Genomic DNA, 13443 nt, shown 5'->3' on the forward strand with positions numbered 1-13443 from the left:
GGGATCCGGACAGGGCGGGAACGCACGAGGGGTCCGCATCCCCTCAGGGATGCGGACCCCTCGACGGCGTTGCGTCGGTGGCCGATCGCGCCGCGCTCAGACGGCGAGCTTGACCATGTCCGCCTGCGGACCCTTCTGGCCCTGCGAGATCTCGAACTCGACCCGCTGGCCCTCTTCGAGACTGCGGTAGCCATCCATCTGGATCGCGCTGTAGTGGACGAAAACATCCGCACCACCGTCTACCGCGATGAAGCCGTAGCCCTTCTCCGCGTTGAACCACTTGACGGTGCCCTGAGCCATGCCTAACTCCCCTATTACTGGCCCTTGCGCGGGACCGCACCTCGCGGACCCGGGTCAGACCCTGCGCCGGAACGCGTCGACCGCCGCTGAATGTATCTGCCCAACTGCCCTCTGCAACAGGTCATTCGACCGAGAATTCTGGGCACGCCGGAAAGGGGAATTGGGGAGGATCCCCTGGATGACGGGGCAAGTCGGGCCCGGCAAAACGCGCAGAACGTACACAACGCACCGGTACTTTGGCTGCTTCTTGTCACGTGCGGGCGCATTCTCATATGCGTTTGGCACGAGCAGCGGAGGGGACTTCCCCAACTCTACCGCGCTCAACCATGCAGAATTGCCCCTTCCGCTTATAGCGCGGAAGGGGCAATTCGTACTGACCGGTAAGGATCGGTGAAGGGTCAGCAGCAGCCGGCACTGTGCCGAACGGTCAGCCTCCGGCGACGGCCGGGATGATCGAGACGCCCGCGCCGGCCGGGGTGGCCGTCTCCAGGCCCTGCTCGAAGCGCACGTCGTCGTCGTTCACGTAGACGTTGACGAAGCGGCGCAGCTTGCCCTGGTCGTCCAGGACGCGGGCGGCGATGCCCGTGTGGTTCTTCTCCAGGTCCGCGATGACCTCGGCGAGGGTCGCGCCCTCGGCCTGGACCTCGGACTGCCCGCCCGTGTAGGTGCGGAGGATGGTGGGGATGCGGACGTTCACGGCCATGTCTTCGTTACCTTTCAGAGCGCCAGGCCGGCGTCGCGGAACGCGTCCAGGCTCGGGCGGATGGTGGCGGTCGCCTGAGAGGTGTCGGCCACCGCGTCCAGGGTCTTGAGTCCGTCGCCGGTGTTGAGGACGACGGTGGTGAGGTCCGGGTCGATGAGACCGGCCTCGACGAGCTTCTTGGTGACGCCGACGGTCACGCCGCCCGCGGTCTCCGCGAAGACGCCCTCGGTCCGCGCGAGGAGCTTGATGGCCTCGACGACCTGCTCGTCGTTCACGTCCTCCACGGCGCCGCCGGTGCGGCGGGCGATGTCGAGGACGTACGGGCCGTCGGCCGGGTTGCCGATGGCGAGGGACTTGGCGATGGTGTTCGGCTTCTGGGGCCGCACGACGTCGTGGCCGGCCTTGAAGGCCGCCGACACCGGGGAGCAGCCCTCGGCCTGGGCGCCGAAGATCTTGTACGGCTTGTCCTCGACGAGGCCCAGCTTGATGAGCTCCTGGAGACCCTTGTCGATCTTCGTCAGCTGCGAGCCCGAGGCGATCGGGATGACGAGCTGGTCGGGGATGACCCAGCCGAGCTGCTCGCAGATCTCGTACGCGAGCGTCTTGGAGCCCTCGCCGTAGTACGGGCGGAGGTTGACGTTCACGAAGCCCCAGCCCTCGCCGAGCGGGTCGCCGATGAGCTCCGAGCAGAAGCGGTTGACGTCGTCGTAGTTGCCCTCGATGGCGACGAGGTCACCGCCGTAGACACCGGCCATGACGACCTTGCCCTGCTCCAGGTCGTGCGGGATGAACACGCAGGAGCGGAAGCCGGCGCGGGCGGCGGCGGCGCCGACGGCGCCGGCCAGGTTGCCGGTGGAGGAGCAGGAGAGGGTGGTGAAGCCGAAGGCGCGGGCGGCTTCGAGCGCCTGGGCGACGACCCGGTCCTTGAAGGAGTGCGTCGGGTTGCCGGAGTCGTCCTTGACGAAGAGCTTGCCGGGGGCGACGCCCAGCTCGCGGGCCAGGTTGTCCGCCTTGACGAGCGGGGTCCAGCCGGGGTTCAGGTTGGGCTTCTCGGCGACGTCCGCGGGGACGGGCAGGAGCGGGGCGTAGCGCCAGATGTTGGCGGGGCCGGCCTCGATCCGCTTGCGCAGCTCCTCCGGGTCGCCGGCGGGGAGGTCGTACGCGACTTCGAGCGGTCCGAAACAGAGTTCGCAGGCGAAGATCGGGCCGAGCGGGAAGACTTCACCGCATTCGCGACAGGAGAGCCCGGACGCGGGACCGAGGTCGACGGTGGTTGCGGGTGCGACGGTCTGAACAGCCATGGAGGCGAGGCCCTTTCTCCTCATCTTTCCCATGACGAATTTTTCGCCATGAGACGGATTTGGCACCTTCCCTAGCCGGGGACCTCGCGCAAACAAGCTGCGTCCGTCAGGACACCACTAGGGGTGGTGGCCGGGAGACGGGTGGGCGAGACAAACCGACTGGAGGGTTGCCGGGGCTTCAACGGGCCGTTTCCCTCTGCCCCTCTGGATGAGCGGTATTCGATTGTGAGACGCGGGCGGCACCCCGACATGCATCGGGCATCCGCGTTGTTCAAGACTGTAACCGAAGGCCTCGAAGGTGGAGACCGACGTCCGATCCGCGAGATGGAGATCACGTTGCTGGAGGAAGTGGAGCGCTGGCTGGCCCGGCGGTCCTGGTCCGTGTCCGACCGCCCGCTGGACCGGGTGCTCGCCGCCAAGCGGGGGACGACGGTCAGCGTCGTCCTGCCCGCGCTGAACGAGGAGGCGACGGTCGGGGACATCGTCTCCGTGATCCGTCGCGAGCTGATGACCGAGTCCGTCCCCCTCGTCGACGAGCTGGTGGTGATCGACTCGGGCTCCACCGACCGCACGGCGGAGGTGGCGGCGGCGGCCGGCGCCCGGGTGGTCGCGCGGGACGCGATCCTCCCCCGCATACCGGCGGTCCCCGGCAAGGGCGAGGTGCTCTGGCGGTCACTGATGGTGACGAGCGGGGACGTCGTCTGCTTCGTCGACGCGGACCTGCGGGACTTCTCGGCGGACTTCGTGACGGGGATCGTGGGCCCGCTGCTCACGGACCCGGACGTCGACTTCGTGAAGGCGATGTACGACCGCCCCTTCGGAGACACTCCTGGTCAGGGCGGCCGCGTCACGGAACTGGTGGCCCGCCCCCTCCTCAACCTCCACTGGCCGCAGCTGGCCGGCTTCGTCCAGCCGCTGGGCGGCGAGTACGCGGCCCGCCGCTCCCTCCTCGAACGCCTCCCCTTCCCCGTCGGTTACGGAGTGGAACTGGGGCTGCTCGTGGACGCCCTGCACACGGTGGGCCTGGACGCCCTGGCACAGGTGGACGTGGGCGTGCGCAAGCACCGCCACCAGGACGGGCAGGCCCTCGGCCGGATGGCGGCGGCGATCTACCGGACGGCGCAGCTGCGGCTCTCCCGGGGCCATCTCGTACGGCCGCGCCTCACCCAGTTCGAGCGGGGCGAGCGGGGCTTCGAGCCGCGGACGTACGCGGTGGACACGGAGGAGCGGCCGCCGATCGCCGAGATCGCGGAGTACGCGCACCGCCGCGTGGCGTGACGGTCCGGCGCGGCCACGCACGGTGGCCGGATCGGCCTGTCTCGTATACGTACGTTTGAGCGTTTCCGGGACGGGCTAGGTTCGCCACATGGCAACTGTGCTGGTGGCATCCAACCGGGGCCCCGTCTCGTACGTGCGCGGCGAGGACGGTTCGCTGGAAGCCCGCAAGGGCGGCGGCGGCCTGGCGTCGGCCCTGAGCACCATCGACTCCCGGGACACCCTCTGGGTGTGCGCGGCGCTGAGCGAGGGCGACCGGGAGGCGGTGAGACGCGGGACGGCCGAGCCGGGCGTGCGGATGCTGGACATCGACCCGACGACGTACACCGACGCGTACAACGGCATCGCGAACTCGGTGCTGTGGTTCCTCCACCACCACCTGTACGACATCCCGCGCGAGCCCGTCTTCGACGCGGACTTCCACCGCCGCTGGGAGTCGTACCGCGCCTACAACCGCGCCTTCGCCGAGGCCCTGGCGGCGGAGGCGGCGGAGGGCGCGGCGGTCCTCGTGCAGGACTACCACCTGGCCCTCGTCCCGGGCCTGCTCAGGGACCTCCGCCCGGACCTGCGCATCGCCCACTTCACGCACACCCCCTGGGCCTCCCCCGCGTACCTGGGGATGCTCCCCACCGACGTCCGCGAGGAGCTCCTCCGGGGGATGCTCGGCGCGGACCGCCTCGGCTTCCACACCGAGGCCTGGGCCTCGGCGTTCCAGGCCTGCGCGGGCGACCTGGGCCCGGGACGCACCCAGGTGGCCGCCTACCCCCTGGGCGTGGACGGCGAGGAGCTGCGGGCCCTGGCGTACCGCCCGGAGGTGGACGACCGCCTGGCGCGCCTGCGCGACGAGGTCGGCGACCGGAAGAGCATCGTCCGAGTGGACCGCACGGAACTCTCGAAGAACATCCTGCGAGGCCTCCAGGCCTACCGGGAACTCCTCACCACCCACCCCGAATGGCGCGACCGGGTGGTCCACCTGGCCTCGGCGTACCCCTCGCGCCAGGACCTGGAGGCCTACCGCGCGTACACGGCGGCGGTGAGGTCCCTGGCGGCGGAGATCAACGCGGAGTTCGGCACGGCGGACTGGCAGCCGGTCCTGGTCTCGGTGGAGGACGACTTCACCCGCTCCCTGGCCGCCTACCGCCTGGCGGACGTGGCCCTGGTGAACCCGGTGCGCGACGGCATGAACCTGGTGGCGAAGGAGATACCGGTCGTCTCGGAGACGGGCTGCGCCCTGGTCCTCTCCCGCGAGGCGGGGGCGTACGAGGAGCTCCACGAGGACGCCCTCGTGGTGAACCCCTTCGACGTCACGGAGACGGCCGAGGCCCTGCACACGGCCCTGACGATGCCCCCGTCCGAACGCGCTGACCGCACGAAGCGCCTGGCGGCCACGGCCACGTCCCTCCCGCCCCAGCGCTGGTTCCTGGCCCAACTGGAAGCGCTCGGGAACCAGGGCAACCGGTGAAGCGCGGCCCGGCCGTCACGACCGGGCCGCGCTCCACCGCCACAGCTACGGCTACTGGCCTACGGGGTGACGAGGGTCGGGTTCTTCACGACCTTCGCGCAGATCGCGTACGCCTCCAGCTTGCCCGGGTTGTTGGGGTCGGTGTTCGTCGCGAACGCCCACCAGCCCTCGTTCTTGACGGGGACGCTCGCGCCGACCGCGTACCGGTCGGCGTACGAGTTCCCCGCGGTCACCATGGCGCCGCCGCCGGTCCGCGTCTCCCCGGCCGGACACTCGGCCTGCGCCACCGCGCGGCCCGGGTACCCGCCGCTCGCGACCGGGATGGTCACCTCGGCGCTCTCCACGACACGCACCACGTCATCGGCAACCGCAGCACCGGCCGCCGCGAACGCCATCGCCGCGGCCGCGGCCACGACGAGAGACTTCTTCAGCGCAGGGATCCGCTTTCACTCGATCGGAAGGACAAACCCGCGAACCGTCGCGAGCCGCCCCAAGATCTATCCGCGCCCATCTCCCCACCCGCCCCGACCGTGCCCGCGGGTTCTTCGGATTCACCGCAGAAACGATCATTCTTAGGACATGCGGCCCCTTGGAGGGACGTTCAGAGGTACCCCCACCCACTGGGGCACCGGTCTGGCGCGGCGCGTCCACGACGAGCTGCTCGCCGACGCTCACCGCGACGGTCAGACCCGCCCCGCCCCCAACTGCGGCGCGGGCTTCGACCGTTCGTTGTCCGCCGTCGCCTGGAACGCGGCGCGCCACGCCTCGGTGAGGTCGTCCCCGGCGGCGGCGAGGGCGGCGGCGGTGTTGCCGACGCTCGGAACCAGCTTGGCCACCGGGCCGGGCACGGCCTCTGCCAGCGTCCGGAGCGGCAGGCCGTTGTTGGTGGTGATCACGACGTGCCGGGCCACCGTCGATCAGGAACCGGCGACCGTACGAGGCGACCGTCCTCGTAGCGGCCGTCAACGAGTGGCCGTGACCCGCGGATTGACGGGTCTCTAGGAGTGGGGCAGCTGGTCGAGTGGCCGCAGGAAGCGACGTTCGTACCGGCGGATGCACCGGGTCCGACGAGCCAACTCGATCGCCTCCTGGCACTCGGGGTCACGCGCGCTGTCGGCTCGGTACTGCTCGTACGCGGCGAGGCTGGGGAAGGAGAAGAGCGCGTAGGCGATGTCGCTGTCGCCCTCGCTGGGCAGGAAATAGCCGTGGTGCGTGCCCCCGAACCGGCCGACGAGGACGACCCACCGGCGGCCGTACTCTTCGAAGTCCTCGATGCGGTCGGGATCGATCTCGTACTTCAGGTGAACGGTGATCATGCGACGACATGATGCCCGAGCTGCGGCACACGGCCAGGGGTGGGTGGCACCGAGGCACTTTCGATGCGCGCGCTAGTTGTCGAACCAGACGACGAGCCGCACGTACTGGGAGCCGTGCACGTCGGCGAGGGCCTTCATGGTCGCCCAGACCGGGTCCCACATGCCGTCCTCGTGCACCGCCTCCCGGCGCGTCATGCGCCCGAGCCGCTCGCTGTCCCGGTACTCGCGGACGCGCGCGTCGGGGGTGGGGGCCGCCTCGTCCCAGTCGACGGCGGTCAGCTCCTCCCAGCCGATCCAGGATGCGCTGTGGAAGAGGGTGGGGTCGCTCTCGTAGTCGCGCCGAACCTCGGAGGTCACGTCGGGCGGCAGCCCGCGCCCTTCGGCCAGCGGCCGGAAGCCCGCGCGGTTGCGGACGCCGAACAGGCAGCCGAAGGCGTCGTAGCTCCGTCCGCCGTACAGCAGGTCCAGGTCGATGGCGGCATGCCAGCCGGAGTCCTCCTCGTCGAGGGTGCCGTACGTGACCCGGCACTCGATGAACCCGTGGATGTCCGCTCCCATGCGGCGGATCCTCGCCGAGTCTCAGGAAGTGGCGCCACTGGATTCCCGGCGCTCCCTGCCCCACGCCGCCAGCGGCTCAAGGGCCTCGTTGAGACGCGTGCCCGCCTTCGTGAGGGCGTACTCGACGCGGGGCGGGACCTCGTCGTAGGAGACGCGGTCGACGATGCCGTCCGTTTCCATCTCGCGGAGGTGGGAGGCGAGGACCTTCTCCGTGATGCCCGGGACGAGGCGGCGGAGTTCGCCGAAGCGGCGGTGGGGGTGTTCGTGGAGGGCCCAGAGGATGAGGACCTTCCATTTGCCGCCGATGACCTCCATCGCGGTGTCGATCCCGCAGATGTGACCGTCGGGCGCACCCGGTCGGTTCAGTGTCGCCACTCGCCCCACCCTTCTGACCTGTTCGCTCACCTCAGGGTAACCACCCACTTGAAAGTGGGTACTTGAGCAGGTCAGAGGCCTGGAGCAGGCTCTTCGACATGACGCAGAACAGCACGCCGCAGCCCCCCGTCACCCTTCTCGGCCTCGGTGCCATGGGCACCGCCCTCGCCCGTGCCTGGCTCGCCGCCGGGCATCCGCTCACCGTCTGGAACCGCACCCCCGCCCGCGCCGAAGCCGTGGTGGGCGCCAAGGCCGCCGGCAGTGCGGCCGAGGCCGTCGCGGCCGGTCGCCTCGTCGTGGTGTGCCTCCTCGACGACGAGTCCGTCGGCGCGGCCCTGGACGGCGTCGACCTGGCCGGCAAGGACCTCGTCAACCTCACCACCACGACTCCCGCGCAGGCCCGGGCACGGGCGGAGTGGGCGGAGGCGCGGGGGGCGCGTTATCTGGACGGCGGGATCATGGCCGTACCGCCGATGGTCGGGGTTCCGGAGGCCGGGGGGTACGTCTTCTACAGCGGGTCGCGGGAGCTGTTCGAGCTGCACCGGGCCACCCTCGCCGTGCCCGTGGGCACCAAGTACGTCGGTGAGGACGCCGGGTTCGCCGCCCTGCACGACGTCGCCCTGCTCAGCGGCATGTACGGGATGTTCGCCGGGGCCGCGCACGCGTTCGCGCTGATCCGGCGGGAGGACATCGATCCGGTGGCGTTCGCGCCGCTGCTGGCCGACTGGCTCGCCGCGATGGCGCAGGGGGTGCACGGGACCGCCGCCCAGCTGCGCTCCGGCGACTACACGGAGGGCGTGGTCTCGAACCTCGCCATGCAGGTGGCCGGGACGCCGACCTTCCTCGCCACGGCCGAAGGGCAGGGAGTCAGCGCGGAGTTGATCCGGCCGTACTTCGAGCTGATGCGCCGCCGGCTCGATGCCGGAAGCGGCGAGGAGGACCTGACGGGCGTGGTGGACCTGCTGCTCCGTTAGGGTCGCGCGCATGACGCGCCTCAAGGTCGAGATGTCCGTACCCCGCACTCATCTGGAGGCCGTTCTCGACGCCCTCCACTCCGCCGGAGCCGGGGAGGTCGGCGAGTACGCCCGGTGTTCCAGTACGTGGCAGGTGACCGGCACCTGGCAGCCGCTGCCCGGCGCGCGGCCGTACGACGGCGAGGTGGGGGTCACGCGGCGGGCCGAGGAGTGCCGGGTCGAGTCCGTCTGTGACGCGCGGCAGGCCCGCGACGTCCTCCGGGCCGTGCGGGAGGCCCATCCGTACGAGGAGCCCGTCATCCACTTCCTCCCTCTGTACGAGCCGTACGAGCCCTGATCGCGCGTGCGGTACGGGCGGCCCTCAGGCCCCCCGTACCGCCCCCGCCAGTTCCGTCAGGAACTCCACCACGCCCGCCGGGCCCGCCACCGACAGGTCGGCGCGGTCGGCCAGCTCCTGGACCTCCGTGGAGCCGCTGCACACCAGGACGCCGGGGGTGCCGTCGGAGCGGAGCTTCTCGACCGCCGCGAAGGCCGGGAGGTCGCCCAGGTCGTCGCCCGCGTAGAGGACGGATCCGGCGCCCACCTCCCGTACGTACTTCGCGAGGGCCACGCCCTTGTCCATGCCCGGGGGCCGCAGCTCCAGGACCATGCGGCCGGGCTCCAGGACGAGGCCGTGGGCGACGGCCAGCTCGCCCAGCGGACCCTTGAGGGCCTCGAAGGCGCCCTCCGGGTCCCGGGCCCGACGGGTGTGGACGGCGAGCGCGCGGCCCTTCTCCTCGATCCAGACGCCCGACCAGGCCCCGGCCCGGTCCAGGAAGCCGGGGAGCTCGGCGCGGACGGAGGCCACGCCGGGGTGCAGGGCGGCGGCCCGGACGGTGCCGGTGACGGCGTCCCAGCGCTCGGCACCGTAGTGGCCGAGGACGACGAGGTGCTCCAGGCCCGGGACCCCGGCGAAGCCGCCGTAGCGGACGGCGACCCCGGCGGGGCGGCCGGTCACGACGGCGATCGAGGCGACCTGGGGGGCCAGGGCGGCGAGCGCGGCCACGGCACCGGGGTGGGCGCGGGCCTGCTCGGGGTCGGGGACGATGTCGGCGAGGGTGCCGTCGAAGTCGAGGGCGACGACGGCCTTCGCAGGGCGCGCGAGGAGCGCGTCCAGGCCGTCGCGGCCGGCGGGTGTGGTCGGGTGCGGAAGGCTACTGACCATGTTCCCGACCCTACCGACGTCCGTCCGTCCCGTCAGCGTGGCCGGGGTCACCCCTCACGGGGTCACCCTTCCCGTCGCCTCTGCTTCTCCTCCCGGACCCGGCGCAGCCGGTTGACGGTCACCGGGTCGTGGGCCAGGGCGCGCGGGTCGTCGAGGAGGGCGTTGAGGAGCTGGTAGTAGCGGGTCGGGGAGAGACCGAGCCGCTCGCGGACGGCCCGCTCCTTGGCGCCGGGGCCGGGCCAGGAGCGGCGCTCGACGGCGAGGAGCGCCTGCTCACGCTCCCCGAGCCCGCCACCGCCGTCGTTCGCCGTCTCCTCTTCGGTCATACGACCAACCTATTACTCGGCGCTCTCCGCCGCCGTCGCCGCCCGCCCGATGCGGCCGAGGACCTCGGCGGGACGGCCGTCGGGGGCGACGGCCTTGCCGATGTTCTGCTTGATGTCCCCGCTGACCTGGGCCCAGGAGGTCTTGCCGACGGGCGGGAGCTGCGCGTCGGGGAGGACCTTGAGGAAGACCTGGAGGTTGGCGTGCTCGGGGTCGCTCTCCATGCGGACCTCGGCGGTGACGGTGACCGGCAGCAGGTCGTTGTCCCCGGCGAACTTCAGGACGTTCTCGTCGCTGAAGAGGAAGTCGAGGAAGGCGCCGATCTCCTTGCGGTGACCGTTCTGCTTGAAGCCCATGATCCAGTCGGCGACGCCCATGGCGGTCTTGGGCGCGCCGTCGACGCCGGGGAGGGGGACCTGCCCGACCTGGACGCCCTTCTTCGCGGCTTCCTTGAGGAGCGAGGGGTGGCCGTTGAGCATGCCGACCTCGCCGTTCGCGAAGGAGGCGAAGGCGGCCTTGCGGTTGAGCCGGGCGGGGGCGACGGGGCCGGTGAGGTCCTTGCCGACGAGGTTCTTGCGGAGCCATTCGAAGGTGCGGATGTTGGCTTCGGAGTCGACGGCGTAGCGGTCGGCCGCGTCGGTCCAGCCGCCGCCGCCGCTGAACAGCCACATGAGGGCCTCGGCCTGGGCCTCCTCGGGGCCGAGGGGCAGCGCGAAGGGGGTGGGGACGCCCTTGGCCTTGAGCTTCTCGGCGGCCTCGGCGAGCTCGTCCCAGGTGGTGGGGGGCTTGGCGCCGGCCTTCTCGAAGAGGGCCTTGTTGTAGAAGAGCGGCCGGGTGGAGGCGACGAACGGCATCCCGTACTGGGTGCGCTTGTACTCGCCGGCCTCGGCGAGCGCGCCGAGGAAGTTGGCCTGGACGGGGATGGAGAGGAGTTCGTCGGCGGCGTAGAGCTGGTCGGCGGCCGCGTAGTCGGCGTAGGCGCCGATCTGGGCGATGTCGGGGGCCTGGCCGGCCTTGACCATCTCGGCGACCTTGCGGTCGACGTCGTCCCAGGAGACGACCTCGACCTCGACCTTGACCCCGGGGTGCTTCTGCTCGAAGGCGGCGACGAGGTCGGCCCAGTACTTCTTGGTGGTGTCGCCGCCGGTCAGGTCGTAGTCGGCGGCGACCAGCCTGAGGGTCACGTCGCCCGAGTCGCTGCCCAGGGAGCCGCAGCCGGTGGCCGTCGTGGCCAGTCCGAGGGCGGCGGCGGTGGCCGCGGTCAGTCCAAGGAATCGTCGCCGCTCCACGGCTTCATCCACCTTTTGCTCGTCGTTGAGCTGTCGTTCTGCTGCACTGAGCTGCGTGTTTGCTCTTCTCAGGGCCGTAAGTCTGCCTCGCGCCCGGGCATGAGGTCTACACCACTTGGGTATCACTTCCGCAACTCCGGCGGGACCATGGACCCATGGCCGGCCTCGAATTTGTATCCGAGCGCAACAATCCTGCTCAGTGGACTAGACCTTTTGGGTGGTCCCGCGCCAGACTGTCCCCCGTGAGACACGTCATCGCCCTCGATGTGGGCGGCACCGGTATGAAGGCCGCCCTCGTCGGGACGGACGGCACCCTGCTCCACGAGGCCCGCCGCGCCACCGGGCGCGAGCGCGGCCCCGAGGCCGTCGTGGAGACGATCCTCGGCTTCGCCGAAGAGCTCCGCGCCCTCGGCCAGGAGCGGTACGGAGAGCCCGCCGCGGCCGCCGGAGTCGCCGTCCCCGGCATCGTCGACGCCGAGAACGGCATCGCCGTCTACGCCGCCAACCTCGGCTGGCGCGACGTTCCCATGCGCGAACTCCTCAGCGCCCGCCTCGACGGCGTCCCCGTCGCCCTCGGCCACGACGTCCGCACCGGCGGCCTCGCCGAAGGCCGCATCGGCGCGGGCAACGGCGCCGACCGCTTCCTCTTCGTGCCCCTCGGCACCGGCATCGCCGGAGCCATCGGCATCGGCGACCGCATCGAGGCCGGCGCCCACGGCTACGCCGGCGAGATCGGCCACATCGTCGTCCGCCCCGGCGGTACGGAGTGCGGCTGCGGCCAGCGCGGCTGCCTGGAGCGGTACGCCTCCGCCTCCGCCGTCTCCCTCGCCTGGGCCGAGGCCAGCGGCGACCCCGAGGCCGACGCCGCCGACTGCGCGAAGGCCGTCGAGTCCGGCGACCCCACGGCCGTACGGGTCTGGCAGGACGCCGTCGACGCCCTCGCCGACGGCCTCGTCACCGCGCTCACCCTGCTGGACCCCCGCACCCTCATCATCGGTGGCGGTCTCGCGGAGGCCGGGGAAACCTTGTTCACACCACTCCGGGCCGCCGTGGAGGAACGCGTCACCTTCCAGAAGCTGCCCGCCATCGTCCCGGCAGCCCTCGGGGACACCGCCGGATGCCTGGGCGCGGGCCTCCTCGCCTGGGACCTTCTCGCCGCACAGCACCCCACCGACTCGGAGGTTTCCGCCTGATGGCCGATCACCAGGTTCTCGCCGGCGCACACGTCGTGCTGCCCACCGGAACGGTCGAGAACGGACGCGTGATCGTCGACGGCGGCCGCATCGCGGGCTCCGCCCCCGAGAACGCCCCCGTCCTCGACCTGACCGGCCACTGGCTCGTCCCCGGCTTCGTCGACATGCACAACCACGGCGGCGGCGGCGCCTCCTTCACCTCCGGCACCGTCGACGAGGTCCTCAAGGGCGTCCACACCCACCGGCTGCACGGCACCACCACCGTCGTCGCCTCCTTCGTCACCGGCGACATGGACTTCCTCACCCGGCGCGCCGGACTCCTCTCCGAGCTCGCCGAACAGGGCGAGATCGCCGGCCTCCACTTCGAGGGCCCCTTCATCTCCCCCTGCCGCAAGGGCGCCCACGACGAGACCCTGCTCCGCGACCCCGACCCGGCCGAGGTCCGCAAGCTCGTCGACGCCGCCCGGGGCCAGGCCAAGATGGTCACCCTCGCCACCGAACTGCCCGGCGGCCTCGACTCCGTACGCCTCCTCGCCGAGCACGGCGTGATCGCCGCCATCGGCCACACCGACGCCACGTACGAGCAGACGCGGGCGGCCATCGACGCGGGCGCCACCGTCGCCACCCACCTCTACAACGCGATGCCCGCCCTCGGCCACCGCTCCCCCGGCCCGATCGCCGCCCTCCTGGAGGACGAGCGGATCACCGTCGAGCTCATCAACGACGGCACCCACCTCCACCCCGCCGCCCTGGAGCTCGCCTTCCACCACGCCGGACCCGAGCGCGTCGCCCTCATCACCGACGCCATGGACGCCGCCGGCTTCGGCGACGGCAGCTACATGCTCGGCCCGCTGGCCGTCGAGGTGAAGGACAGCGTCGCCCGCCTCGTCGAGGGCGGCTCCATCGCCGGCTCCACCCTCACCCTGGACCGCGCCTTCAAGCGCGCCGCCACCATCGACGGCCTCCCCGTCGAGTCGGTCGTCCAGGCCATCTCCGCCAACCCGGCCCGCCTGCTCGGCGTGTACGACCGCGTGGGCTCCCTGGAGCCCGGCAAGGACGCCGACATCGTCGTCCTCGACGCGGAGTTCGAGCTCAAGGGCGTCATGCGCAAGGGCGAGTGGATCGTGGACCCGACGGTCTGATCAGGTGTCATTCCTGAGAGCGGTTGG

At 71.3% G+C, this 13443-nt stretch carries 17 protein-coding genes and 1 riboswitch; of the genes, 6 read left to right on the plus strand and 11 right to left on the minus strand.

Annotated elements, in window-relative coordinates:
* Positions 1-96: 96 nt before the first annotated feature.
* The 3 genes from ACH4TP_RS35185 to thrC all read right to left on the minus strand — a co-directional run bounded on the left by ACH4TP_RS35185 (position 97) and on the right by thrC (position 2304).
* On the minus strand, positions 97-300 hold the full coding sequence (locus tag ACH4TP_RS35185) for a cold-shock protein (RefSeq protein ID WP_015035246.1): 204 nt from the start codon (positions 298-300) through the stop codon (positions 97-99).
* Positions 301-727: 427 nt separating this feature from the next.
* Positions 728-1003, minus strand: a complete 276-nt coding sequence (locus ACH4TP_RS35190; protein WP_055642141.1) for a MoaD/ThiS family protein — start codon at positions 1001-1003, stop codon at positions 728-730.
* Between the two features lie 14 nt (positions 1004-1017).
* On the minus strand, positions 1018-2304 hold the full coding sequence (gene thrC, locus ACH4TP_RS35195) for a threonine synthase (RefSeq protein WP_389236783.1): 1287 nt from the start codon (positions 2302-2304) through the stop codon (positions 1018-1020).
* A gap of 17 nt (positions 2305-2321) precedes the next feature.
* A riboswitch (SAM riboswitch) is annotated at positions 2322-2519 on the minus strand.
* Positions 2520-2640: 121 nt separating this feature from the next.
* On the opposite strand from thrC, the gene ACH4TP_RS35200 reads away from it, so the two are divergent.
* Both ACH4TP_RS35200 and ACH4TP_RS35205 read left to right on the plus strand, forming a co-directional pair.
* Positions 2641-3582: a glucosyl-3-phosphoglycerate synthase gene (locus tag ACH4TP_RS35200; protein WP_398178894.1), complete on the plus strand. Its 942-nt coding sequence runs from the start codon at positions 2641-2643 to the stop codon at positions 3580-3582.
* 88 nt (positions 3583-3670) lie between these two features.
* Positions 3671-5041 carry a trehalose-6-phosphate synthase gene (locus tag ACH4TP_RS35205; protein WP_398440192.1) on the plus strand — a complete coding sequence of 457 codons (1371 nt, stop codon included), beginning with the start codon at positions 3671-3673 and terminating at the stop codon, positions 5039-5041.
* Between the two features lie 59 nt (positions 5042-5100).
* On the opposite strand, the gene ACH4TP_RS35210 is transcribed toward ACH4TP_RS35205, so the two are convergent.
* The 5 genes from ACH4TP_RS35210 to ACH4TP_RS35230 form a co-directional block, all read right to left on the minus strand.
* Complete coding sequence (locus tag ACH4TP_RS35210; RefSeq protein WP_398440193.1) at positions 5101-5454, minus strand: hypothetical protein; 354 nt, start codon at positions 5452-5454, stop codon at positions 5101-5103.
* Between the two features lie 270 nt (positions 5455-5724).
* Positions 5725-5937 carry a hypothetical protein gene (locus tag ACH4TP_RS35215; protein ID WP_398440194.1) on the minus strand — a complete coding sequence of 71 codons (213 nt, stop codon included), beginning with the start codon at positions 5935-5937 and terminating at the stop codon, positions 5725-5727.
* A gap of 102 nt (positions 5938-6039) precedes the next feature.
* Entirely contained in the window at positions 6040-6357 is a 318-nt protein-coding gene (locus ACH4TP_RS35220; RefSeq protein WP_398192390.1) for an NIPSNAP family protein, read from the minus strand.
* Positions 6358-6429: 72 nt separating this feature from the next.
* Complete coding sequence (locus tag ACH4TP_RS35225; RefSeq protein WP_398440195.1) at positions 6430-6915, minus strand: hypothetical protein; 486 nt, start codon at positions 6913-6915, stop codon at positions 6430-6432.
* A gap of 21 nt (positions 6916-6936) precedes the next feature.
* Positions 6937-7290, minus strand: a complete 354-nt coding sequence (locus tag ACH4TP_RS35230; RefSeq protein ID WP_398192394.1) for a winged helix-turn-helix transcriptional regulator — start codon at positions 7288-7290, stop codon at positions 6937-6939.
* A 98-nt stretch (positions 7291-7388) separates the two neighbouring features.
* On the opposite strand from ACH4TP_RS35230, the gene ACH4TP_RS35235 reads away from it, so the two are divergent.
* Both ACH4TP_RS35235 and ACH4TP_RS35240 read left to right on the plus strand, forming a co-directional pair.
* On the plus strand, positions 7389-8264 hold the full coding sequence (locus ACH4TP_RS35235) for an NAD(P)-dependent oxidoreductase (RefSeq protein ID WP_398440196.1): 876 nt from the start codon (positions 7389-7391) through the stop codon (positions 8262-8264).
* A 10-nt stretch (positions 8265-8274) separates the two neighbouring features.
* The gene (locus tag ACH4TP_RS35240) at positions 8275-8601 is read left to right on the plus strand and encodes a hypothetical protein (protein WP_398192398.1); all 327 of its coding nucleotides are present in this window, start codon (positions 8275-8277) and stop codon (positions 8599-8601) included.
* Between the two features lie 24 nt (positions 8602-8625).
* Here ACH4TP_RS35240 and otsB read toward each other — a convergent pair whose 3' ends face one another.
* The 3 genes from otsB to ACH4TP_RS35255 all read right to left on the minus strand — a co-directional run bounded on the left by otsB (position 8626) and on the right by ACH4TP_RS35255 (position 11093).
* Complete coding sequence (gene otsB / locus ACH4TP_RS35245) at positions 8626-9468, minus strand: trehalose-phosphatase (RefSeq protein WP_398192399.1); 843 nt, start codon at positions 9466-9468, stop codon at positions 8626-8628.
* Positions 9469-9530: 62 nt separating this feature from the next.
* Positions 9531-9794, minus strand: coding sequence for a DUF3263 domain-containing protein (locus ACH4TP_RS35250; RefSeq protein ID WP_389236803.1), 264 nt, complete (start codon positions 9792-9794; stop codon positions 9531-9533).
* A 12-nt stretch (positions 9795-9806) separates the two neighbouring features.
* Positions 9807-11093: an ABC transporter substrate-binding protein gene (locus ACH4TP_RS35255; protein WP_398440197.1), complete on the minus strand. Its 1287-nt coding sequence runs from the start codon at positions 11091-11093 to the stop codon at positions 9807-9809.
* Positions 11094-11323: 230 nt separating this feature from the next.
* Here ACH4TP_RS35255 and ACH4TP_RS35260 point away from each other — a divergent pair, with 230 nt between their 5' ends.
* Entirely contained in the window at positions 11324-12274 is a 951-nt protein-coding gene (locus tag ACH4TP_RS35260; RefSeq protein WP_389236807.1) for an ROK family protein, read from the plus strand.
* Entirely contained in the window at positions 12274-13416 is a 1143-nt protein-coding gene (gene nagA, locus ACH4TP_RS35265; RefSeq protein ID WP_398192403.1) for an N-acetylglucosamine-6-phosphate deacetylase, read from the plus strand. The genes ACH4TP_RS35260 and nagA overlap by 1 nt, the downstream gene beginning before the upstream one ends.
* Positions 13417-13443: the final 27 nt, after the last annotated feature.

This window comes from Streptomyces sp. NPDC021012 (genome assembly GCF_044333355.1).
Taxonomy (GTDB): Bacteria; Actinomycetota; Actinomycetes; order Streptomycetales; family Streptomycetaceae; genus Streptomyces.